We start from the raw sequence: 20,792 nt of genomic DNA, 5'->3' as shown, positions 1-20,792 counted from the left end.
GGGGCGGTGTGCAGCGACTGTGCCAGGGGCGAGGGGGCCGGAGCGAGGCGCGTGTCGCCCCGTGTCCGCATGTGTCGGCGGATGACCGGCGGGCGCCTCCGCACGATTTTGACAATCGTTATCAATAGCCGTTAGCGTGGGGGCGCCCGCCCGGCCCCTGACCCAGATCGGCTCACCGTGAAGACCCGCCTCCTCGCCCTCACCGCCCTCCTCGGCGGCACCGCGCTCGCCCTGAGCGGCTGCTCCGGAGCGGGCAGCGCCTCCGACAGCTCCTCCGCCGCCGCCGCGGGCGGGCCCGTGAAGGTCGTCGCGTCGACGAACGTCTACGGCGACCTCGTCTCGAGCATCGGCGGCGACCTGGTCGAGGTGACCAGCATCATCGACAGCCCGGACAAGGACCCGCACGAGTACGAGGCCACCGCCCGCGACCAGCTCGCCGTGTCCGGCGCGACCCTCGTGATCGAGAACGGCGGCGGCTACGACCACTTCCTCGACACCATGATCAGCGCGGCCGGCACCGAGGCCCCCGTCATCACGGCCACCGTGATCGCCGGCCTGGAGGACGTCCACGACCACGCGGAGGAGGAGGAGTCGGAGGGCGCGCACGAGCACGCGGAGTTCAACGAGCACGTCTGGTACGACCTCTCGGTGATGAAGGAGGTCGCGGGGCGGATCGGCGACGAGCTCGCCGCGCTCGACCCCGACAACGCCTCCGCCTACTCCGCCAATCTCGCCACTCTCGACGAGGGGCTCGACGCCCTGATCGCCCGCGAGGGCGGGCTGAAGGGCACGCTCTCCGGCCGCTCCATCGCGATCACCGAGCCCGTCCCGCTGTACATGACCGACGCGCTCGGCCTGACCGACGCGACTCCCGAGGCCTTCAGCGAGGCGGTCGAGGAGGGCACCGACGTCCCCGCGACCACGCTCCAGGAGACGCTGGCGCTGTTCTCCGGCAAGGCCGTCGACGCGTTGATCTACAACGAGCAGACCGAGGGTGCGCAGACGGACGCGGTGCTCGACGCCGCGAAAGCCGCCGGGATCCCGGCCGTCCCCGTCACCGAGACGCTGACCGAGGGCGACGACTACACCGGCTGGATGACCGCCAACCTCGACGCGATCGAGGGAGCCCTCTCCCAGTGAGCCACGACTCCCCGACCAGGCCGGTCTCCCCGGAGGCGGGCCCTTCGGCGTCCGTGCTGCGGCTGCGCGGCGCCGGCCTCCGCTTCGGCGACCGCGAGCTGTGGAGCGGCGTCGACCTCGACGTGCGCGCCGGCGAGTTCGTCGCGGTGCTCGGCGCGAACGGCTCCGGCAAGACGAGCCTCCTGCGCGCGGTGCTCGGCCAGCAGCAGCTGAGCGCGGGGGAGCTGCAGGTGCTCGGCGAGCCCGTGCACCGCGGCAACCGGCGCATCGGCTACATCCCGCAGCAGAAGCTCGCCGACGAGGGCACTCCGCTGCGCGCCCGCGATCTGCTCGGGCTCGGGATCGACGGCCACCGGTTCGGCCTGCCCCTGCCCTCCCGCTCCCGGCGCGCGGCCGTCGACGCGCTGCTCGAGGCCGTCGGCGCCACCGCCTTCGCCGACGCCCCCATCGGCAGCCTGTCCGGCGGCGAGCAGCAGCGCGTCCGCGTCGGCCAGGCGCTCGCGGGCGACCCGGCGCTCCTGCTCTGCGACGAGCCGCTGATCGCGCTCGACCTCGCCCACCAGCGGGCGGTCAGCGAGCTGATCGACCGGCACCGCCGCGAGCGGAACCTCGGCGTCCTCTTCGTCACGCACGACGTGAATCCGGTGCTCGGCATGGTGGACCGCGTGCTCTACCTCGCCGGCGGCCGGTTCCGGATCGGCACCCCCGACGAGGTCCTGCGCTCGGAGGTGCTCAGCGAGCTCTACGATGCACCCGTCGACGTGATCCGCGCCCGGGGCCGGGTCATCGTGGTCGGCGCACCCGACCACTCGCACGTGCACGAGCACGAGGAGGGGCAGTCGTGACGGACGTCTGGTCGCAGATCTTCGACTTCTCGGACTACGGAGCGCTGCTGTCGCTCCTGATGAACTCGGTGATCGCCGGCGCGGTCCTCGGAGTGGTCGGCGGGCTCATCGGCGTCTTCGTGATGTCGCGCGACATGGCCTTCGCGGTCCACGGCATCAGCGAGCTCTCGTTCGCGGGGGCGTCCGCGGGGCTGCTGCTGGGCGTCGGCGTCGTCGAGGGATCGATCGTCGGCTCGCTGATCGCGGCGGTCCTGATCGGCGTGCTCGGCTCGCGCGCCCGCGACCGCAACTCGATCATCGCGGTTCTGATGCCGTTCGGACTCGGCATCGGCATCCTCTGCCTGGCCCTCTACCCGGGCCGCAGCGCGAACAAGTTCGGCCTGCTCACGGGTCAGATCGTCGCGGTCGACGACCCGCAGCTCGGGTGGCTGATCGGCATCTCGGTGGTCGTCCTCGTCGGTCTCGCGCTGATCTGGCGCCCCCTCACCTTCGCGAGCGTCGACGCCGACGTGGCGGCCGCGCGCGGCATCCCCACCCGGGCGCTCTCGATCGCGTTCATGCTCCTGCTCGGCCTCGCGGTCGCCGTCTCGGTGCAGATCGTCGGCTCGCTGCTCGTGCTCGCGATCCTGGTGACGCCGGCGGCCGCGGCGCTGCGCCTCTCCGCCTCGCCGGTGGTCGTGCCGCTGCTGAGCGTGCTCTTCGCCGTCGGTGCGCTGGTGGGCGGCATCCTGCTCGCGCTGGGCGGATCGATCCCGATCAGCCCCTACGTGACGACGATCTCGTTCGCGATCTACGCGGTCTGCCGGATCATCGGCCGCAAGGGCGTCCGGCGCTCCCGGCTCGCCGTCGGCGGGGGGCGGTAGCGTGGCCCGGGTCGTGCGGAGTGGAGGTGGTCCAGTGGTCAAGCGCAACACGTGGCAGCGCGAGGCGGTGCGCGAGGCTCTCGGGCGTCGCGAGGACTTCGTCAGCGCCCAGGGCCTGCACAGTGCGCTGCACGCCTCCGGCTCGCCGATCGGGCTCGCGACGGTCTACCGCGCGCTCTCGGACCTGGCCGTGGAGGGCGAGGCCGACTCGCTGCAGTCGCCCGAGGGCGAGAGCCTCTACCGCGCCTGCACGCCGGGGACGCACCACCACCACCTGATCTGCCGCCGCTGCGGGCTGACGGTCGAGATCGCGGCCGACGAGGTCGAGGAGTGGGCGCGCTCGGTCGCGTCGCAGAACGGATTCACGGACGCGCACCACGTCGTGGACGTCTTCGGGCTCTGCGCGGCCTGCACCGCGGAGCTCGCCGAGGCCTGACGCCGGTCCGGCCGGGAGCCCGTCCGCGGGCGACCCTGGCCCGGCGTTCGGCTCAGGCCGGGAGGAACACGCCGATCGACCGGTCCTTCACCACGGAGCCGGCGGGCAGCACCCGTCCGCTCATCGCGAGGTAGACGCCCGGCGGCAGCAGCTGCACGGCGGCCACCGCGGTGCCGAGGTTGAACGCGGCGTCGCTGTCGAGCATCCGTGCGGGCTGCATCGCGCCGGTGAGGACGACCACCCGATCGCGGACGACGCCGAGGGCCTCGGCCGTCGCGGTCATCGTGTCGGTGCCGTGGGTGAGGACGATCCGGTCCTCCTCGGCGGCGAGCACCCGCTCGCGGATGAGGGCCCGATCGGCGTCGTCGAGCTCGAGGCTGTCCTTGGCGAGGACCTCCTCGACGCGGAACTCGAGCGTGGTGAGCACCGGGGCGAGCAGGCGCGGCACCATCGGGGCGCCGATCTCGAGCTCGCCCGCGAGCGAGTACTCCTTGTCGACGGTGCCACCGGTGGTGAGGACGAGGATGCGGTCAGTCACACGATCAGACTAGGCGCCGCCTCCGACACCGGCACGTTCGTGCGCACTGGCCGCGCCACGGCGGCGGCGGCGGCCCGCATCGGGAACGATGGAGCGCATGACATCCTCCTCCCCGTCCCTCCTCCGCACCGGCGCCAAGGTGCTCCTCGGCTCCGCCCTCCTCTTCGCGGGGGTGAGCCACCTCACCCGCAAGCGGGAGGAGTTCCAGGCGCAGGTCCCCGAGTGGGTGCCGCTGGACAAGGACGCGGTCGTGCTCGCCTCGGGCGTGGTGGAGATCGGCCTGGGCGCCTCCCTGGTGCTCGCGCGCCGCCGGGCGCCGCTGGTCGGAGCCGCGGCCGCCGCCTTCTTCACCGCGATCTTCCCGGGCAACGTCTCGCAGTGGGTGACGCGGACGAGCGCCTTCGGCCTCGACACCGACCGCAAGCGCGCCGTGCGCCTCGCGTTCCAGCCGCTGCTGGTGGCGTGGGCGCTCTGGTCGACCCGTCGTCCGCGGGGCTGATCCCACTCGGCTGATCCCGCTCGGTGGGCGGCACGGCGCCGGCCGCGAGCGCGTGCCGTTCGCCGCCCGCCGCTGAGGATCCCCTCAGCCTCAGCCGCCGCCCTGCTGCGCCTCGGCCAGCAGCGGCGCGAGCAGCTCCTCGATCCGGCGCCGCGCCCCCTCGGCGTCACCCGCGGCGATCGCCTCGACCAGCTCGGCGTGCTGGCGGGCGTGCACGTCCTCCTCGCCGACGACGTCCTCCTCCAGTACCGACTCGAACATGCCGGTGAGGCCGTCGTAGAGCTCGACGAACAGGTCGTTGTGAGTCGCGACGACGACGGCCCGGTGCAGCGCGGTGTCGGCGGCGATCCGCTCGGCGAGCTCCGGAGCCTGCCACGAGCGGGCCCGGCGGGCCAGCAGGGCGCGGAGGGAGGCGACGTCCTCCCCGGTGCGGCGCTCGGCCGCCAGCGCGGCCGTCGCCCCGTCGATCGCGAACCGCAGCTCGAGGCCCTCCCGGCGGGCGGCGCTCGGGATGCGGCGGCGCAGCGACTCGGCGAGCTGCGAGCGCGCGGTGACGAACGTGCCGCGCCCCTGCTCCCGCCGCACGAGGCCCGCCTGCACGAGGGCCTGGACGGCCTCGCGGACGGAGTTGCGGCCGGCGCCGGTCCAGCGGGCGAGCTCGGCCTCCACCGGGATCCGCTCGCCGACGGCCCAGCGGCCCGAGCGGATCTCCTCGTGGAACAGCGCCGTGACGTGGTCGATCACGCTCTCGCGCTGGAACGGCGCCGCGGGGCTAGACTCGCCAGAATTCATCCCATCATCCTATCTCTCGGGGACTCCATGACCGCAGCACCGACGCTCCGCGCCACCGCCCTCCTGGCCCTCGCCGCCATCGCGATCACCGCGCTGAACCTCCGCACCGCCGTCACCGGCTTCAGCCCGCTGCTCGACACGATCGGCGCCGATCTCGGCTTCGGGCCCTCGCTCTACGGGGCGCTGGGGACGATCGTCACCGCCTCCTTCGCCGTCTTCGGCTTCGTCGCCGCGGCCGTCTCGCGCCGGATCGGCCTGGAGCGCACGCTCGCGATCGCGACGCTGGTGACCACACTGGGCATCGCCCTCCGCGCGCTCAGCCCGAGCCCGGTCGCTCTGGTGCTCTCGACCGTCGTCGCCTTCGCGGGCGTGGGCACCACGAACGTGCTCATCGTGCCGATCGTGAAGCGGTACTTCGCCGAGCGGATCAAGACGGTCAGCTCGCTCTACCTGGCGCTGCTGCAGGTGGGCCAGTTCGTCGCTCCGCTGGTCGCGGTGCCGCTGGCCTCGACGGCGGGGTGGCGCTGGGCGATCGGGATCTGGGCCGTGATGACGGCCGCGGCCTGCCTGCTCTGGGCGGCGCTCGCGGCCCGCGGAGGAGGCGGGGCGGCTCCGGCCGCCGCCGGCGGCCGCGTGGACGGGGCCTGGCGCACGCCGCTGCTCTGGGCGATGGTGCTGATGCTCGGGATGACCGGTCTGCACACCTACGGGATCATCACCTGGCTGCCGACGATCCTCGTCGACGCGGGCGCGGATCCGGCGCAGGGCGGTGCGCTGCTGGCGCTGTTCTCGGTGTTCGGCCTCGCCGCCGCCTTCGTGGTGCCGCCGCTGACGCTGGGGATGCGCAACCCGGTCGTGGTCGTGGTGGTGTGCTGCGCGCTGCTCGCCGTCGGCTACGCGGGCCTCGTCGTCGCTCCGCTGGAGGGTGCCGTGGCGTGGGTGGTCTGCCTCGGGCTCGGCGTCAGCACGTTCCCGATGACGCTGACGCTCGTGAACGCGCGGACGCGGACGACCACCGGCTCCTCGACCCTCTCCGGCGCCACGCAGGGGCTCGGCTACGGGCTCGCCTGCCTCGGTCCGCTGCTGATCGGCGTGCTCTACGAGGCGCAGGGGGACTGGAGCGGTGCGTACGCGCTGCTGTTCGCCGGAGTGGCGGTGCTGCTGGTCAGCGGGATCGTCGCGTGCCGTCCGCGGTTCCTCGAGGACGAGGCGGCGCTCCGCCGGGCCTGAGCGGCGGCGCTCAGCGCGACGCGGCCGGAGCGAGCGCGGAGACGATCCGCCCCAGCCCGAAGCGCCAGGCGCTCTCCACATCGCCGCCGAGGGTGAAGGCGCCGGTGATCTCCATCCCGATGAACCCCGTCGCCCAGGCGGTCAGCGTGCGCGCCGCCTCGAGGGCGTCCTCCTCGCCCGCCAGCTGCGCGGTGAGGTCCAGCAGGCGGGCGCTCGCCGCGTCGCGGTACTCCTGGGCGGTGACGGGCGTGCCGGGAGCGGGGGCCGTCACGAGGAGGAACGCGGCCGGCCGCTCGTGGCCGAAGGCGCGGAGGCGGTCGGCGAGCGCGGCGGCGTCCGGGGCGTCGGCGAGGCGGTCGGCGAGCACGGTCAGGGCGTCCGCGGCGACGAGGCGGATCAGCGTCTCGCGTCCCTCGACGCGCTTGTAGAGGGAGGGGGCGCGGACCCCGACGCTCTGCGCGACGGCCTGCATCGTGACCCCGGCGAGCCCGTCGCGCTCGAGGAGCTCGCCGGCGGCGCGCACGATCGCCTCGAGGGAGGTTCGGTCGGGAGTGGGCATGGGCCGAGTATAGCTATTGACAGTAGCCATGATGGCTAATTAGCGTAGCCATCATGGAACTCGGACCCCACCTGCGCCGCATCGGCACCGACATCGTCGCCGTCCACCTCGTCCACACCGACGAGGGCGTCACGCTCATCGACGCCGGCCTGCCCGGTCTCTGGCCGGAGCTCCTCGCCGAGCTGCGAGCGATGGGCCGCACCCTCGACGACGTGCGCGGCGTCGTGCTGACCCACGGCGACTCCGACCACGTGGGCTTCGCCGAGTGCCTGCGCCGCGACCACGGCGTGCCGGTCCACGTGCACGCCGCCGACGCCGAGCGGGCGAAGGGCGGGGCGAAGCCGAGGACCGCGACACCGCGGCTGCGCGTCCTGCCGCTCCTCGGCTTCGCGGCCTACGCGCTGCGGAAGGGCATCGCGACGGTCCCGCCGCTCACCGAGGTCGTCGAGGTGCACGACGGGCAGACGCTCGACCTGCCGGGCGCTCCCCGCGTGATCGCGCTCCCGGGTCACTCCCCGGGGAGCATCGCCGTGCACGTGCCGCTGGCCGACGCGGTCTTCGTCGGCGACGGGCTGACCACCCGCCACGTGCTCACCGGCCGCACGGGTCCGCAGCCCGCGCCCTTCACCGACGAGCCGGAGCAGGCGCTCGCGTCGCTCCGGGCGCTCCTGCCCACCGGGGCGCGCTGGGTGGTTCCGGGCCACGGAGCGCCGTGGAGCGGCGGGGTCGAGGCGGCGGTCCGGCTGGTCGAGAGCGCCTGAGGCGCGGAGCCGTTCAGGAGGCGGGGACGAGCTTCCAGCGGTCGGCGAGGATCTCGAGGCCCTTGTCGAAGGTCGCCGACCACGCCGTGACGTCGTGGGCGCTGTCCGGCACCTCGAGGTAGGTGGCGCTCATGCCGGCGGCGACGGCCGCGGCGTAGACGGTCTTCGCTCCGGGGAGGAACGAGGTGTCCTCGGCGCCGACTCCGAAGATCGCGACGGTGCCGGTGTAGGGGGCGTTCGCCGCGAGGACGTTCACCGGCTTCGCGGCCTCGTAGGCGGCCTGGTCGTCGCCGAACCCCTGCGCGACCGTCGCCGCCTCGCTGCCGAGGGTCGGCGCGAGCTCGCCCGAGGCGTCGACGATGTTGCCGAAGAGCGACGGGTGGCCGGCGCCGAACTGGATCGAGCAGGTCCCGCCCTGCGAGAGGCCGCCGATCGCCCAGTGCTGCGCGTCGCCGAGCACCGGCAGGTTCGCGCGGATCCAGTTCGGGACGTCGACGGTGAGGTAGGTGGCGGACTTCCCGAGCGGCGAGTCGACGCACATCGGGTTCCTGTCCGGATCGCCCAGCTGGTCGGGCGACACGACGATCGGCGCGAGGCCGGCGTGCGTGGCGGCGTAGGCGTCGAGGGTCTGCTGGAACTTCTCGGTCGAGAGCGGATCGGAGGGCGACCCCGGCTGCCCCGAGAGCATGATCATCACCGGCAGCAGCGGCGGTGCCGCGGTGAGGGCCGCGGGCGGGAGGTAGACCACGGCGTCGCGGGCCGGGAAGCCCGACGCGGTGGCGGGGATGGCGACCGTCGAGACCGAGCCGACGGCGGGCATCCCGGCCGGGGCCGTCCAGGTCGCGAGGTCCGAGTGCGGTCCGTCCGCGGCGGCGACCGGCACGGAGGAGTCGGAGTACGCGCTGATCCCGAGCGCGCTGCGCACCGTGGGGTACTGGCCGAAGTCGATGTTGACGGTCATCGCGGCCGCCGCGACGACGAGCACTCCGGCCGCGAGCGATGCGAGAACCCCCCGCGCGCGGCGGCGGGCGATCGCGTGCCCGAGGACGACCAGGGCGACGCCCAGCCCGCCGATCCCGAGGCCGATCGCGACCCGGGTGACCGGCGTGAAGTCGACGCCGAACGGGCCGTCGGGCCCGTCGACGAGGGCGGCCAGGGCGGCGCCGCCGATCAGGCCCAGGAGGAGGACCGCGACGGCGATCCCGCCGCGCCGGGAGCGCCCGCGGCGGGGAGCGCGGACGTGGGCGGCGAGCAGGAGGAGGAGCGCTCCGATCGCGAGCACGTAGACGGCGACGACGAGGGGGCCGGAGACGAGGCTCAGGTCGAGGAGAGAGGTCATGCGTCGATCCGGTCGGAGGGTGCTCGGGCGGGCGTCAGTCTGGCGGCGGTCTCTGGAGGAGAGCCGGGAGCTGTCGGGAGCGATTCTCCTCCCCGGGCGCGGATCCACCGAGCTCTCCACCGATCGGGCGCAACCCCGCGCGCCGCGCCGCCGCTCCCGCCTAGCGTGGGACTCCCGACGCACACCGCGCCCTCACGAAGGAGCCCGCACCATGACGCAGCACCCCCGCCTCGAGACCTCCTCCCGCGAGGCCCGCGCATGAGCCGCGGAGTCGCCGTCGTCACGGGCGGCACGGCCGGGCTCGGACGCGCCACGGTCCGCGAGCTCGCCTCCCGCGGCTGGGACGTCGCCGTGCTGGCGCGCGGCGAGGACGGACTGGCGGCCACGGTCGCCGAGATCGAGCAGAAGGGCCGGCGCGGGCTGGGCATCCCGACCGACGTGGCCGACCGCGAGGCCGTCGAGTCGGCGGCCGACCGGGTCGAGGCCGAGCTCGGCCCGATCGAGCTGTGGGTCAACGACGCGATGGTCGGCGTCTTCGGCGAGTTCCTCTCGACCGAGCCCGCCGACTTCGAGCGCGCCGTGGGCGTCAACTTCTTCGGCTTCGTCAACGGCACCCGCGCAGCCCTCTCCCGGATGACCCCGCGCGACCGCGGGCACGTCATCCAGGTCGGCTCCGCCCTCGCGCACCGGGGCATCCCGCTGCAGGCCGCGTACTGCGCCTCCAAGTTCGGCGCCCGAGGCTTCACCGAGGCCGTCACCGCGGAGCTGCTGCACGCGAAGAGCCGCGTGCGCCTGTCCGAGGTCGACATGCCGGCGCTCAACACCATCCAGTTCAACTGGGTGAAGTCGCAGCTGCCGCACCACCCGCAGCCCGTGCCGCCGATCTACGAGCCCGAGGTGGGCGCGATCGCGATCGCCGACGTGGCCGACAAGCCGCGCCGCCGCACCTGGGTCGGCGAGCCGACCGCGGGCACCATCCTCGGCGACCGCTTCGCCGGGCGCTTCATGGACTGGTACCTCGCCCGCAGCGCCTTCGACGGTCAGCAGGCCCCCGACAAGACGGAGCCGATGCTCCCGAACAACGTGTACGAGCCGGTCCCCGGCGATCACGGCGCCCGCGGCCTCTTCAGCGACCGCGCGCACACCATGACGCCCCAGATCTGGATGATCCGCCACCGCGCCCTGAGCTACGCGGGGGCCGCCGCGGCCCTCGCCGCCGGCGCCGCGGGCGTCGTCTCGGCCCTGCGGAGGAAGTGACCGTGGTCGACGCCGTCGTCATCGGGGCGGGGCCCAACGGCCTCGCCGCCGCGGTCACGCTCGCGCGGGCCGGGCTCTCGGTCACCGTGCTCGAGCGCAACGAGACGATCGGCGGCGGCGCGCGCACGGCGGAGCTGACGCTGCCCGGCTTCCACCACGACGTCTGCTCGGCGGTGCACCCGATGGCGCTCGCGTCCGGCTTCTTCCGCGCCTTCGGGCTCGACCGGCGCATCGAGCTGGTCGTCCCCGAGATCTCGTACGCGCATCCGCTCGACGGCGGCCGCGCGGGCATCGCCTACCGCGACCTCGACCGCACGGTCGAGGCGCTGGGGCGCGACGGAGCGGCGTGGCGCGCCCTGATGGGACCTCTCTCCGAGCGGGCCGACCGCGTCGCGGGCTTCACCAACGACGCGCTGCTGCGGATCCCGACGGACCCGAGCGTGCTGATCCGCTTCGGACTGCGGGTGCTCGAGCAGGGCACCCCGGTGTGGAATCTGCGCTTCCGCGAGGACGTCGCCCCGGCGATGTTCTCCGGGGTCGCCGCGCACTCGATCCGCCCGATGCCGAGCCCGTCGACGGCCGCGGCCGCCCTGGCGCTCGGCGCCTACGCCCACGCGCGCGGCTGGCCGGTGCCGATCGGAGGCAGCCAGTCGATCGTCGACGCGCTCGCCGACGACCTCCGGGCGCACGGCGGCACCATCGAGACCGGCGTCGAGGTGACCTCGCTCTCGGAGCTGCCCCCGGCCCGCGCCGTGCTCGTCGACGGCACGCCGACGGCGCTGCTCGCGATGGCCGGGGACCGGCTGCCCCCGGCGTACGCCGCGGCCCTCCAGCGCTTCCGCTACGGCAACGGCGTGGCCAAGGTCGACTTCGCCCTCGACGGGCCGGTGCCGTGGACGAACCCGGAGCTCGCCGGCGCAGGCACGTTGCACGTGGGCGGCAGCCGCGCCGAGATCGCGGCCGCCGAGCGCGACGTGAAGCGCGGCCGGCACAGCCGCAGCCCCTACGTGCTGGTGGCGCAGCCCTCGATCGCCGATCCGACCCGGGCGCCCGAGGGCAAGCACGTCCTCTGGGCGTACACGCACGTCCCCCGGTACTCGCCCGCCGACCAGCAGGAGGCGATCACCGCCCAGATCGAGCGCTTCGCCCCCGGGTTCCACGACCGCGTGATCGGCGCCTCCTCGATGACCGCCCGCGACATGCAGGCCTACAACCCGAACTATCTGGGCGGCGACATCGCCGCCGGCGCCGCGAGCGTCGCGCAGCTGCTCTCGCGCCCGGTCCCCACGACCGACCCGTGGCGGACGCCCGCGAAGGGGCTCTACCTCTGCTCCTCGTCCACCCCGCCCGGGCCGGGCGTGCACGGCATGGCCGGCTGGCACGCCGCCCGCAGCGCGCTGCGGCACGAGTTCGGGGTGCGCGAGTCGCCCGACCTGTCGCCGGAGGCGCGCCCGGCCTGAGCCGCCGCTGTTGCGCTGCGCCCGTCGCCGCCCCCGGCCTGCCAGGCTGAGGGACGGCGCCGCCACGCGCCCCACCACCACTCGAAGGAGCCCGCGATGTCCCGCACCACCCGCGTCGTCCACTGCCCGCCCGAGTCCGTCTTCGCGGTGCTCGCCTCCGGCTGGCTGTTCCCGAGCTGGGTCGTCGGCGCGTCGCGGATGCGGAAGGTCGACGCCGACTTCCCGCACGTGGGCTCGCAGCTGCACCACTCCTTCGGCCTCTGGCCGCTCGTGATCGACGACCGCACCACGGTTCTCGAGTGGGACCCGCCGCGCCGGATGGTCATCCAGGCCGCCGGCTGGCCGCTCGGCGAGGCCCGGGTGCGCGTCGAGGTCGAGCCGCACGCGCGCGGCGCGAAGGTGCGGATGCACGAGGCGCCCGTGAAGGGCCCGGGCACGCTCGTCCCGAAGCCGCTGATGCACTCGTTCCTCTGGATCCGCAACCGCGAGGCCGTGCGCCGGCTCGCCCACATGGCCGAGGCGGGAGCCGCGGGCCGCACGCTCGCGCCCGCCTCGCTCCCCTCGCCCGCCGACCGCGCCGGGATCGACCGGCCGAAGCACGTCTGGGCGCGCCTGACCGGAGCGATCGGGTCGATCGCGGTCGGGACGCTCGTGGTCCGCGGCGTCCTCGCGGCCGTGCGGCGCGCCCGGAGCTGACGGGCCCGGACCCGACGGCGCCCGGACCCGACGGCGCCCGGAGTCGGCGGCGCCCCGGCAGGACGCCGCCCGGGTCAGACGATCCGCTCGACCAGCCGCACGTGCTGCACCGCGACGCGCTTCGGCTCGCCCGCGAAGGCGGCGTCGCGCTCGGGCGAGGCCAGGTACGCCCGCTCGACCTCGGCGAACGCGTCGGCGTCGCCGGCCGTGCTGACCGCCCAGACGAACTCGTTCACCTCGCGGTCGGCGTAGGCGAACTCGATCCGGAAGCCGTGGGCCTCGCGCGCCGGCACGATCCGCTCGGGGAACCAGGCGAGGAAGTCGTCCATCACCCCGTCCATCAGCTCGTAGCGTCGGAGTTGGATCGTCCTGGTCTCGGCTGCAGCGCTCATGCTGCGACGGTACCCGCCCGGCGGCCGCGCCGTCGCCGCGCTACGCTCGCCGCCGACAGCCCCACGCCGAGGAGGACAGCACGGACCCCCGCCACCGCTCCCTCGCGCTGCTCGTCGCCGGCTGCTTCTTCATGGAGAACCTCGACGCCACGATCGTGACGACCGCCGCGCCCGCGATCGCCGCCGACCTGGGCGTCGACTCCGCCGCGGTCTCGATCACCGTCACCGCGTTCCTCCTCACCGTCGCCGTCCTCATCCCGGCCTCGGGCTGGCTCAGCGAGCGCTTCGGCGTGCGCCGCGTCTTCACCAGCGCGATCGCCGTCTTCACCCTCGCCTCCCTGCTCTGCGCGCTCAGCCCCACGCTGCCGCTTCTGGTCGGCGCCCGGGTCCTGCAGGGCGTCGGCGGTGCGCTGATGGTGCCGGTCGGCCGGCTCGCGGTGCTGCGGGCGACTCCGCGGGAGGGGATCATCCACGCCATCGCGATCCTGGTCTGGCCGGGACTGGTCGCCCCCGTGATCGCGCCGCTCCTCGGCGGCCTTCTCACGACCGTCGCCTCCTGGCACTGGATCTTCCTGATCAACCTGCCCCTCGGGGTCGTCGCGTTCGCGATCGCGCGCCGGATCGTCCCCGCCACCTCCGAGAGCGCGCCGACCCCGCTCGACGTCACGGGGCTGGCGCTCGTCGCGGTCGGTCTCGGCGCGCTGGTCGGAGCGGCGGGGCTCCTCACCGGCTCCGAGCTCGACGGGCGGGCGGTGGCGCCGCTGCTCGTCGGCGCGGTCGTGACGGCGCTCGCCGTGCGGCACCTGCGCCGCGCCGAGCATCCGCTCGTGCGGCTCGACGCCTTCCGCTTCCGCACCTTCCGGGTCGCCAACGCGAGCGGATCGCTCTACCGGGCGACCGTGAACGCGGTGCCGTTCCTGCTCCCGCTGCTGTTCCAGGACGCGTTCGGCTGGAGCCCTGTGCAGGCCGGCTCCGTGGTGCTGGCGCTCTTCGCCGGCAACCTGGCGATCAAGCCGGCCACGACTCCGCTGCTGCGGCGCCTCGGCTTCCGCGGGGTGCTGGTGGCGGCGAGCGCGGTCGGGGCGGCGTGCATGGCGGCGATGGCGTTCCTCGAGCCGGCGACTCCGGTGGCGCTCATGGTAGCGCTGCTGGTGCTGAGCGGAGTGGCCCGCTCGGCGGGCTTCACGGCCTACAACACCGTCACGTTCGCCGAGGTCCCGCAGGAGGGGATGTCGGGCGCGAACACCCTCAACGCCACCACGCAGCAGATCGCGGCCGGACTCGGAGTCGCGGTGGGCGCGGTGGCGCTCGCCGTCGGCACCGCGATCGGGCCCGGCCTCGTCCCCTACCGCGTCGCCTTCCTCGCCCTCGCGGTGCTGACCCTCGTGCCGCTCGCCGCCGCCGCCCGGCTCCCGCGCGACTCCGGGAGCGCCCTCACCGCCTGACCCGCGCGGGCGTCAGGCGAGGCCGAGCGCGATGCCGTCGAGGATGTCGTGCGCGGTCGAGCGGACCCGGTCGACGCCCGGCGACGCCTCGTGGACCGCGCGGAGGACCTCGCCCCAGACCAGCGCGCCGGCCGCCAGCACGTCCTCGCGCCCCGGGCGCACCCAGGGGAGGGCCGCCGTCCCCTCCGGAGACAGCGCGGCGAGCTCGTCGCAGGCGGCGAGGACGTCGGAGAGGGGGAGGGACGTCTCGAGCGCGGCGCGGTCGGTGCTGCGGAGGACGTGCGCGGTGATCGTGAGCACGGTCGCGGCGACGCCGACGACGCTCCGGGCCTGCGAGAGGTCGACGGAGGAGGCGGCCAGCGCGGCGGCCACGTCCGCCCGCATCGCCGCGCGCTCGCCCTCCGTCGGTGCGGCGGCCCGGCGGTGGCGCTCGGTCAGGCGGACGCTGCCGACGTCCATCGAGTGCGCCTGCTCCGGCTCCGCTCCGCCGAGCACGAGCTCGGTCGAGCCGCCGCCGAGGTCGACGACCAGCACGGGCCGGGCGGAGTCGACGGCCGAGACCGCGCCGCGGAAGGAGAGCCGCGCCTCCTCCTCGCCGGAGATCGTCTCCGGGGTGACGCCGAGGATCCGCTCGACGGCGGCGAGGAAGTCCTCGCGGTCGGCCGCGTCGCGGGTGGCCGAGGTGGCGACGAAGCGGAGGCGCTCGGCGCCGGCCTCCTGCGCGGCGGCCGCGTACTCGCGGGTGACGGCGAGGGTCCGCTCGAGCGCGGCCGGGTCGAAGCGGCCGGTGCGGTCGACCCCGCGGCCCAGCCGCACGAGCTCGGTGCGACGCTGGACGTCCCGGAGGCGGCCGCCCTCCACGTCGGCGATCAGCAGGCGGAGGGAGTTGGTGCCGCAGTCGAGCGCCGCGACGCGCGTGGGGGAGGACATCCGCCCATTCTGCCCGCGCGGCCGGGGCCGGAGGCGGGCGATAGCCTGGGGGAGAGACGAAGGAGCCGCCCGTGCACGAACACCACGTCCGCGTCCACCGCAGCGACGAGGAGCTCCCGCGACACGGGCAGCTCGCCCACGCGATCGCCGAGGTCGCCGCCGATCCGGTCGAGATCGACGACGAGGTCGCCGAGATGGTGGTCAACCGGGTCATCGACAACGCCGCCGTCGCCACCGCGTCGCTCCTGCGCCGCCCGGTCGTCGCCGCCCGCGCGCAGGCTCTCGCGCACCCCGCCTCCATCGGCGGCCAGGGCTCGGTCGTCCTCGGCGTCGACCCGGCCCGCCGGGTCTCGCCCGAGTGGGCGGCCTGGGCCAACGGGGTCGCCGTGCGCGAGCTCGACTACCACGACACGTTCCTGGCGGCCGAGTACTCGCACCCGGGCGACAACATCCCTCCGCTGATCGCCGTCGCCCAGCACGCGGGCATCGGCGGGGCGCAGCTCGTCCGCGGCATCGTCACCGGCTACGAGGTCCAGGTCGACCTGGTGCGCGCGATCAGCCTGCACCGGCACAAGATCGACCACGTCGCGCACCTCGGCCCCTCGGCCGCCGCCGGGATCGGCACGCTGCTCGGCCTCGACGTCGCGACGATCGAGCAGGCCGTCGCGCAGGCCCTGCACACGACGACCGCCACGCGGCAGTCGCGCAAGGGCGAGATCTCGAGCTGGAAGGCGTACGCGCCGGCCTTCGCGGGCAAGATGGCGATCGAGGCGGTCGACCGGGCGATGCGCGGCGAGACCAGCCCGTCGCCGATCTACGAGGGCGAGGACGGCGTCATCGCCTGGATGCTCGACGGCGCTGACGCGAGCTACGACGTCCCGCTGCCCGACCGCGGCGAGGCCAAGCGCGCGATCCTCGACACGTACACGAAGGAGCACTCGGCCGAGTACCAGGCGCAGGCGCTGATCGACCTCGCCCGCCGCCTGCACCGCACGCACCCCGAGGCCGCCGATCCCGAGCGCGTCGAGCGGATCGTCCTGCACACCTCGCACCACACGCACTTCGTGATCGGCTCGGGCGCGAACGACCCGCAGAAGTACGACCCGGCCGCGTCCCGCGAGACGCTGGACCACTCCGTGCCGTACATCTTCACGGTGGCGCTGCAGGACGGCGCCTGGCACCACGTGCACAGCTACGCCCCCGAGCGGGCCGCCCGCGCCGACACCATCGCGCTCTGGCACCGGGTCACGACGCAGGAGGACGCGGAGTGGACGCGCCGCTACCACTCCACCGATCCGGGCGAGAAGGCGTTCGGCGCCCGCGTCGAGATCCTGATGACGGACGGCACGACGATCGTCGACGAGATCGCGGTGGCGGACGCGCACCCGCTGGGCGCGCACCCGTTCAGCCGCGAGCAGTACGTGTCGAAGTTCCGCACGCTCGCCGCCGACGTGCTCGAGGAGTCCGAGATCGAGCGCTTCCTCGACCTCGCGCAGCGCCTGCCCGAGCTGACCCCGGAGGAGGTCGGCCGCCTCAGCGTGATCGCCGCCCCCGGCGTCCTCGCCTCGATCGAGCCCCCGCGCGGCCTGTTCTGATCCCTCCGCGGGGGCGTCGTCCGCACGCACGGTGACGCGCGCACGGACGGCCTCCCGCGGCGGGGAGCGCCGTCGTCAGGCGGTCTGCTCGGCGACCCAGTCCTGGATCTCGGCGATGAAGCGCCGGCGCGAGAAGACCCGGGTGCGAGCCCGGAAGGCGTCGACGTCGAGCGCGAGCGCACGCCGCAGCAGGTCGCTCCAGTCCGGATCGCCCTCGAGGTCGGCGATGACGCCCCCGCCGGCGAGGGACACGCTCTCGCGCACTCCGCCGATGTCGGTCCCGATGACCGGCGTCCCGCAGGCCATCGCCTCGACGGGCATGATCCCGAAGTCCTCGACGGCGGGGAAGACGTACACGAGCGCCTGCGCGTAGAGCGCGCGGATCAGCTGGTCGGAGGGCGAGATGACGAAGGTCACGTCGGCCCGGATCTCCTCGGCGTAGGCGCGGAGCCGCGCCTCCCAGGGGCCGTGCCCGGCGATGACGACCGGGAGCCCGGTGCGGGCTCCGGCGTCCATGACCTTCTCGAGGCGCTTGTAGGGGACGAACCGCGAGGCGCCCAGGATGAACGGCCGGGCGAGCGAGTCGAGGAGGCGCAGCTCGTCGTCGTCGAGCGGGGAGCGCCAGTCGGTGATCGTCGAGAGCAGCTCGGTGTTCACCGGCGGGTAGATGACCCGCGACGGCTGGTGCCACGCGTCGCGCACCCGCTGCCCGGTGAAGAGGCTGTTCACGGCGATGGAGGAGGCCTCGGCGGCGCGGAGGCGGTCGATCGGCTTGAGGAGCAGGCTCGCGGTGCGGGCGGCGAGGCTGCTGCCGCGGCCGTCGCGGTCGGGCTCCCAGATGTAGCGGGCCGGGGTGTGCGCGTAGACGAGCTTGCGGGTCGGTCCGCTGGTGCGGACGTGGTGGGCGAAGAGGTGCGAGCTGACCAGCACCCACTCGCGGGAGGCGCCGACCGGGAGCCGCCACGTGGGCAGCATCGCCGGCAGGGCGAGGACCTTGTGGCGGCGCAGCGGCGTGCGCGCCAGCCAGGACTCCGAGACGGGCCTGCCGACGACCTCGGCGCAGTCGCTCCAGAGGACGCGGACGTCGGCGTCGGCGAAGGCCTCGGTCATCGCCTCGAGCACGCGCTCGGCGCCTCCGCGACGCTCGACCCACTCGTGCACGATCAGGCCGGGACCGACCGGCGGGACGGATCGGGAACGGGTGGTCGCGTCGATGACGGCAGTGATGATGGGCCCCTTCCCCCGGGCGTGCGGTGAGGATCGGGCGGCCATCCGGAGACGGGAGCGGCTCCGAATGCTTATCCGTCGTCGGTGACCGATCAGCAGTGCAGTAGAAGCTAACCGGCTCGTGGAGAAGGAATCGAAAGGCGAGTACGAGTCGTCGCAGAACGACGGGGAAAGGAGAGTCCGATGATCCGGATAAGCCGCGAGTGGAATGGCGAGGATCGTCTGGAGTGCGTCGCGGAGGCGCTATTCCCTCGGAGATCACAACGATGGAGGAGAGTCGCGGAGAGGAAGAAATCACTCTTTCAGTGACGCCGTGCCGGAAGGATCAGGAGACGCCGATGCGCTGCAGGGTCTGCCACCGCCACTGGTCGCGGACGCCCTCGCGGACGGTGCGCACCGCCCGCCAGCCCAGCTCCCGCTCGGCGCGTGCCGGGTCGGCCCAGCTCGCCGCGAGGTCGCCCGGCCGGCGCCCCACGGCCCGCCACCGGACCGTCTCCCCGCTCGCGCGCTCGACCTCGTCGATCAGCTCGAGGACGCTCGTCGGCGAGCCCGTGCCGAGGTTGTAGACCCGGTGCCCGGGCCGCGCGCGCTCGAGCGCCGCGACATGCCCGGCCGCGAGATCGCAGACGTGGATGTAGTCGCGCAGCCCCGTGCCGTCGGGGGTCGGGTAGTCGTCGCCGAGGACGTCGACGCACCGGGAGGGGTCGCCCGCGGCCCGCGTCAGCACGGGCAGGAGGCTCCCCGGCGCCGTGGCCGGATCCTCGCCGATCCGCCCCGACGGGTGCGCGCCGATGGGGTTGAAGTAGCGGAGGCTGACCGCGCGCAGGAGGGGATCGGCGCGCGCAGCGTCGCCGAGGATCTCCTCGATGACGCGCTTGGTCGCGCCGTAGGGGCTCGCCGCGCTCAGCCCGGCGGGGGAGTCCTCCCCGACCGGCATCGCGCCGCCCGGGCTGTAGACGGCCGCCGAGCTCGAGAACACGACGGTGCGGATCCCCGATTCCGCCGCGACCGAGAACGCCGCGGTGGCGAGCCCGACGTTGACCGTCCAGTACTCGAGGGGCCGCCGCACCGAGTCGCCGACCGACTTGAGCCCGGCGAGCAGGACCAGGGCGTCGACCGGTCCGTGGGCGGCGAGGAAGCGGGTCAGCGCGGCCGTGTCGCGCGCGTCGGCGATCAGGCGGGGGACCACTGAGCCGGTCAGCTCCTCCACCGCGTCGAGGGTCCGCTCGCTCGCGTGCGAGAGGTCGTCCACGACCAGCACCTCGTGGCCGCTCTCGAGGAGCGCGACGGCGGTGTGGCTCCCGATGTAGCCCGCTCCGCCCACCAGAAGGACTCGCATGCGGGGGAGCCTAGATCGGCTCCCGCACGGCGTCGGCGCCGCTGCCGGGCCCGCGGGTCCGTCGATCCGCGCCGCCGTCACCCGTGCGCGGGACGCCCTCTGCCGCGGTCGTAGCCCGCGATCGCCGCGGACTCGACGGCGAGCGCGACCAGCTTCTCGCCGACCGGGCGGGGCACCACTCCGAGCGCGGCGTCCGCGACTCCCGCGACCAGTGCCGTCCGCCGCTCGCTCCCGCCGCGGGCCAGGAGGCGCACGGCCGCGTCCCACGCGCCGGCCGCGGGCACCGCCTCCCGCACCTGCTCGGGGTGCAGCCGCTCGAAGGTGCGGCGGGCCGCCCCCGAGAGGAACGCGCGCCGGCTGCGGACCGCCGCCGAGACGGAGGCGCCGTGGTGCAGGGCCTCGGCGCCGGGCTCGATCCGCACCGGCACTCCCAGGCGGTGCAGCCGGTAGCCCCAGTCGACGTCCTCCCAGCCGTACTCGCGGTAGTCGGTGCTGTAGCCGCCGACCCGGTCGTACGTCGCCCGCGTCACCGAGACGTTGCCGCCCCAGTAGCGCCAGGAGGCGTCGGAACCCGCCGCGTAGGCGCCGCGGCGGAAGCGCTCGCCGGCGGGCCGGCCGTAGGCGCGGGAGTAGGCGGTGCCCGGGTCGACGTCGGGGCAGAGGCCGACGACGCCGGCGACCGCGTCCCGATGGGCCCCGACGTGCGCGGCGGCCCAGCCCGGGCCGGGCTCGAGGTCGTCGTCGCAGCGGATCAGCACGTCGCCCCGCGCGGCGTCGAAGCCGGCGGTGAGCGCGGCGGAGCGCCCCCGGTTCTCGGGGAGCACGACGCGGCGCACGGGCACGGGGGAGGCGTCGAGGGCGCGCTCGCTGGCATCGACGACGCCGTCGAGGACCACGACCACGTCGAGATCGCGGTGGGTCTGAGCCGCGAGGGCGGCGAGGAGGCGGGGCAGGCGGGCCGCCCCCGCGTAGCTGGGGACGACGACGCTCGCGACGCTCATCGGGACTCCTCGCCGCGCGGGCTGCTCTCGACCAGGAGCAGCTCCTCCAGCCCGCTCAGCACGCGCGCCAGGTCGTCGGCGATGGCGCCGGGATCGGTGGAGTGGAGGCGGGCGAGCCGGTCAACCAGGCCGGAGAAGTCCTGCGGCTCGTCGTCGAGCGCCCGCCAGGTCGCGGCCACGCTCTCGCGCAGCGCGTAGGGGCTGCCCATCGGGGAGACGTCCAGCGGGAGCACCAGGACGCGCCCGTTCAGATCGACGGAGGCCGTGTCCGGGCGGCGCCGCCAGAGAAGGAGCCGGGGGTCCTCTGCCATCTTCTCCGCGTCCTCTCCGCTGATCACCGCCAGTGCGAGTAGAAATCCGCCAGCGCCTCTTATCGCGACGCCTCTCTCGCTATGTTTGCCGCCGACGCGCCAAGGGGTGTACGTCGAGCGACAGCACCGGAGGGCCG

General features: G+C 74.5%; 22 protein-coding genes. 12 read left to right on the top strand and 10 right to left on the bottom strand.

Annotation, left to right across the window (positions count from 1 at the left end; translation table 11 throughout):
- Window positions 1-177: 177 nt before the first annotated feature.
- The 4 genes from C5C95_RS13600 to C5C95_RS13585 are packed head-to-tail and all read left to right on the top strand — an operon-like array spanning window position 178 to window position 3,284.
- The gene (locus C5C95_RS13600) at window positions 178-1,140 is read left to right on the top strand and encodes a metal ABC transporter solute-binding protein, Zn/Mn family (RefSeq protein ID WP_104324652.1); all 963 of its coding nucleotides are present in this window, start codon (window positions 178-180) and stop codon (window positions 1,138-1,140) included.
- Entirely contained in the window at window positions 1,137-1,985 is an 849-nt protein-coding gene (locus C5C95_RS13595; protein WP_104227225.1) for a metal ABC transporter ATP-binding protein, read from the top strand. Before C5C95_RS13600 ends, C5C95_RS13595 begins: the two co-directional genes overlap by 4 nt.
- A 59-nt stretch (window positions 1,986-2,044) precedes the next feature.
- The gene (locus C5C95_RS13590; RefSeq protein WP_104224551.1) at window positions 2,045-2,848 is read left to right on the top strand and encodes a metal ABC transporter permease; all 804 of its coding nucleotides are present in this window, start codon (window positions 2,045-2,047) and stop codon (window positions 2,846-2,848) included.
- Window positions 2,849-2,882: 34 nt separating this feature from the next.
- Window positions 2,883-3,284, top strand: a complete 402-nt coding sequence (locus C5C95_RS13585) for a Fur family transcriptional regulator (protein WP_104238381.1) — start codon at window positions 2,883-2,885, stop codon at window positions 3,282-3,284.
- Window positions 3,285-3,336: 52 nt separating this feature from the next.
- On the opposite strand, the gene C5C95_RS13580 is transcribed toward C5C95_RS13585, so the two are convergent.
- Entirely contained in the window at window positions 3,337-3,822 is a 486-nt protein-coding gene (locus C5C95_RS13580; RefSeq protein ID WP_104224541.1) for an asparaginase domain-containing protein, read from the bottom strand.
- Window positions 3,823-3,910: 88 nt separating this feature from the next.
- Here C5C95_RS13580 and C5C95_RS13575 point away from each other — a divergent pair, with 88 nt between their 5' ends.
- Entirely contained in the window at window positions 3,911-4,321 is a 411-nt protein-coding gene (locus C5C95_RS13575) for a hypothetical protein (RefSeq protein WP_181027249.1), read from the top strand.
- A gap of 90 nt (window positions 4,322-4,411) precedes the next feature.
- On the opposite strand, the gene C5C95_RS13570 is transcribed toward C5C95_RS13575, so the two are convergent.
- Complete coding sequence (locus C5C95_RS13570; protein ID WP_104324651.1) at window positions 4,412-5,113, bottom strand: FadR/GntR family transcriptional regulator; 702 nt, start codon at window positions 5,111-5,113, stop codon at window positions 4,412-4,414.
- Between the two features lie 27 nt (window positions 5,114-5,140).
- On the opposite strand from C5C95_RS13570, the gene C5C95_RS13565 reads away from it, so the two are divergent.
- On the top strand, window positions 5,141-6,343 hold the full coding sequence (locus C5C95_RS13565) for an MFS transporter (protein ID WP_104256448.1): 1,203 nt from the start codon (window positions 5,141-5,143) through the stop codon (window positions 6,341-6,343).
- A gap of 10 nt (window positions 6,344-6,353) precedes the next feature.
- On the opposite strand, the gene C5C95_RS13560 is transcribed toward C5C95_RS13565, so the two are convergent.
- Window positions 6,354-6,902 carry a TetR/AcrR family transcriptional regulator gene (locus C5C95_RS13560; RefSeq protein ID WP_104324650.1) on the bottom strand — a complete coding sequence of 183 codons (549 nt, stop codon included), beginning with the start codon at window positions 6,900-6,902 and terminating at the stop codon, window positions 6,354-6,356.
- A 53-nt stretch (window positions 6,903-6,955) separates the two neighbouring features.
- Between C5C95_RS13560 and C5C95_RS13555 the strand changes: the two genes are divergently transcribed.
- Window positions 6,956-7,663, top strand: a complete 708-nt coding sequence (locus C5C95_RS13555) for an MBL fold metallo-hydrolase (RefSeq protein WP_104324649.1) — start codon at window positions 6,956-6,958, stop codon at window positions 7,661-7,663.
- Between the two features lie 13 nt (window positions 7,664-7,676).
- Here C5C95_RS13555 and C5C95_RS13550 read toward each other — a convergent pair whose 3' ends face one another.
- Complete coding sequence (locus tag C5C95_RS13550; RefSeq protein WP_104324648.1) at window positions 7,677-9,002, bottom strand: esterase family protein; 1,326 nt, start codon at window positions 9,000-9,002, stop codon at window positions 7,677-7,679.
- A gap of 258 nt (window positions 9,003-9,260) precedes the next feature.
- On the opposite strand from C5C95_RS13550, the gene C5C95_RS13545 reads away from it, so the two are divergent.
- The 3 genes from C5C95_RS13545 to C5C95_RS13535 all read left to right on the top strand — a co-directional run bounded on the left by C5C95_RS13545 (window position 9,261) and on the right by C5C95_RS13535 (window position 12,415).
- Window positions 9,261-10,259: an SDR family oxidoreductase gene (locus C5C95_RS13545; RefSeq protein ID WP_104233564.1), complete on the top strand. Its 999-nt coding sequence runs from the start codon at window positions 9,261-9,263 to the stop codon at window positions 10,257-10,259.
- Window positions 10,260-10,261: 2 nt separating this feature from the next.
- Complete coding sequence (locus C5C95_RS13540) at window positions 10,262-11,719, top strand: phytoene desaturase family protein (protein WP_374954316.1); 1,458 nt, start codon at window positions 10,262-10,264, stop codon at window positions 11,717-11,719.
- Between the two features lie 96 nt (window positions 11,720-11,815).
- Window positions 11,816-12,415 (top strand): SRPBCC domain-containing protein, encoded by a 600-nt coding sequence (locus tag C5C95_RS13535; protein WP_104233566.1) that lies wholly within the window; start codon window positions 11,816-11,818, stop codon window positions 12,413-12,415.
- A gap of 74 nt (window positions 12,416-12,489) precedes the next feature.
- Here the strand turns inward: C5C95_RS13535 and C5C95_RS13530 are convergent, their stop codons facing one another.
- Window positions 12,490-12,807, bottom strand: a complete 318-nt coding sequence (locus tag C5C95_RS13530) for an NIPSNAP family protein (RefSeq protein WP_104224531.1) — start codon at window positions 12,805-12,807, stop codon at window positions 12,490-12,492.
- Between the two features lie 131 nt (window positions 12,808-12,938).
- On the opposite strand from C5C95_RS13530, the gene C5C95_RS13525 reads away from it, so the two are divergent.
- Window positions 12,939-14,252 (top strand): MFS transporter, encoded by a 1,314-nt coding sequence (locus C5C95_RS13525; protein WP_104324646.1) that lies wholly within the window; start codon window positions 12,939-12,941, stop codon window positions 14,250-14,252.
- 12 nt (window positions 14,253-14,264) lie between these two features.
- Here C5C95_RS13525 and C5C95_RS13520 read toward each other — a convergent pair whose 3' ends face one another.
- On the bottom strand, window positions 14,265-15,182 hold the full coding sequence (locus tag C5C95_RS13520) for an exopolyphosphatase (protein ID WP_104324645.1): 918 nt from the start codon (window positions 15,180-15,182) through the stop codon (window positions 14,265-14,267).
- 71 nt (window positions 15,183-15,253) lie between these two features.
- Here C5C95_RS13520 and C5C95_RS13515 point away from each other — a divergent pair, with 71 nt between their 5' ends.
- Window positions 15,254-16,777: an MmgE/PrpD family protein gene (locus C5C95_RS13515; protein ID WP_104227214.1), complete on the top strand. Its 1,524-nt coding sequence runs from the start codon at window positions 15,254-15,256 to the stop codon at window positions 16,775-16,777.
- A gap of 75 nt (window positions 16,778-16,852) precedes the next feature.
- Here C5C95_RS13515 and C5C95_RS13510 read toward each other — a convergent pair whose 3' ends face one another.
- From C5C95_RS13510 to C5C95_RS13495, 4 genes are all read right to left on the bottom strand, one after another.
- Window positions 16,853-18,049, bottom strand: a complete 1,197-nt coding sequence (locus C5C95_RS13510; RefSeq protein WP_104224527.1) for a glycosyltransferase — start codon at window positions 18,047-18,049, stop codon at window positions 16,853-16,855.
- A gap of 280 nt (window positions 18,050-18,329) precedes the next feature.
- Window positions 18,330-19,343, bottom strand: coding sequence for a UDP-glucose 4-epimerase GalE (gene galE, locus C5C95_RS13505; protein WP_104324644.1), 1,014 nt, complete (start codon window positions 19,341-19,343; stop codon window positions 18,330-18,332).
- A 77-nt stretch (window positions 19,344-19,420) separates the two neighbouring features.
- Entirely contained in the window at window positions 19,421-20,344 is a 924-nt protein-coding gene (locus C5C95_RS13500; protein ID WP_104248009.1) for a glycosyltransferase family 2 protein, read from the bottom strand.
- Window positions 20,341-20,655: a hypothetical protein gene (locus tag C5C95_RS13495; protein ID WP_146087089.1), complete on the bottom strand. Its 315-nt coding sequence runs from the start codon at window positions 20,653-20,655 to the stop codon at window positions 20,341-20,343. The genes C5C95_RS13500 and C5C95_RS13495 overlap by 4 nt, the downstream gene beginning before the upstream one ends.
- Between the last annotated feature and the right edge of the window lie 137 nt (window positions 20,656-20,792).

Origin of the sequence: Rathayibacter sp. AY1B7 (genome assembly GCF_002932735.1) — a bacterium.
Lineage (GTDB): Bacteria > Actinomycetota > Actinomycetes > Actinomycetales > Microbacteriaceae > Rathayibacter.
Note: the sequence above shows the minus strand (reverse complement) of the source record. Positions and strands in the feature narration are given on the sequence as shown.

Coding starts and splice junctions, on each gene's coding strand:
- C5C95_RS13590 (WP_104224551.1), top strand. CDS start 2,045: ATGAACTCGGTGATCGCCGGCGCGGTCCTCGGAGTGGTCGGCGGGCTC.
- C5C95_RS13550 (WP_104324648.1), bottom strand. CDS start 9,002: ATGACCTCTCTCCTCGACCTGAGCCTCGTCTCCGGCCCCCTCGTCGTC.
- C5C95_RS13525 (WP_104324646.1), top strand. CDS start 12,939: ATGGAGAACCTCGACGCCACGATCGTGACGACCGCCGCGCCCGCGATC.
- C5C95_RS13535 (WP_104233566.1), top strand. CDS start 11,816: ATGTCCCGCACCACCCGCGTCGTCCACTGCCCGCCCGAGTCCGTCTTC.
- C5C95_RS13555 (WP_104324649.1), top strand. CDS start 6,956: ATGGAACTCGGACCCCACCTGCGCCGCATCGGCACCGACATCGTCGCC.
- C5C95_RS13560 (WP_104324650.1), bottom strand. CDS start 6,902: ATGCCCACTCCCGACCGAACCTCCCTCGAGGCGATCGTGCGCGCCGCC.
- C5C95_RS13565 (WP_104256448.1), top strand. CDS start 5,141: ATGACCGCAGCACCGACGCTCCGCGCCACCGCCCTCCTGGCCCTCGCC.
- galE (WP_104324644.1), bottom strand. CDS start 19,343: ATGCGAGTCCTTCTGGTGGGCGGAGCGGGCTACATCGGGAGCCACACC.
- C5C95_RS13495 (WP_146087089.1), bottom strand. CDS start 20,655: ATGGCAGAGGACCCCCGGCTCCTTCTCTGGCGGCGCCGCCCGGACACG.
- C5C95_RS13530 (WP_104224531.1), bottom strand. CDS start 12,807: ATGAGCGCTGCAGCCGAGACCAGGACGATCCAACTCCGACGCTACGAG.
- C5C95_RS13510 (WP_104224527.1), bottom strand. CDS start 18,049: ATGGCCGCCCGATCCTCACCGCACGCCCGGGGGAAGGGGCCCATCATC.
- C5C95_RS13575 (WP_181027249.1), top strand. CDS start 3,911: ATGGAGCGCATGACATCCTCCTCCCCGTCCCTCCTCCGCACCGGCGCC.
- C5C95_RS13500 (WP_104248009.1), bottom strand. CDS start 20,344: ATGAGCGTCGCGAGCGTCGTCGTCCCCAGCTACGCGGGGGCGGCCCGC.
- C5C95_RS13520 (WP_104324645.1), bottom strand. CDS start 15,182: ATGTCCTCCCCCACGCGCGTCGCGGCGCTCGACTGCGGCACCAACTCC.
- C5C95_RS13545 (WP_104233564.1), top strand. CDS start 9,261: ATGAGCCGCGGAGTCGCCGTCGTCACGGGCGGCACGGCCGGGCTCGGA.
- C5C95_RS13570 (WP_104324651.1), bottom strand. CDS start 5,113: ATGAATTCTGGCGAGTCTAGCCCCGCGGCGCCGTTCCAGCGCGAGAGC.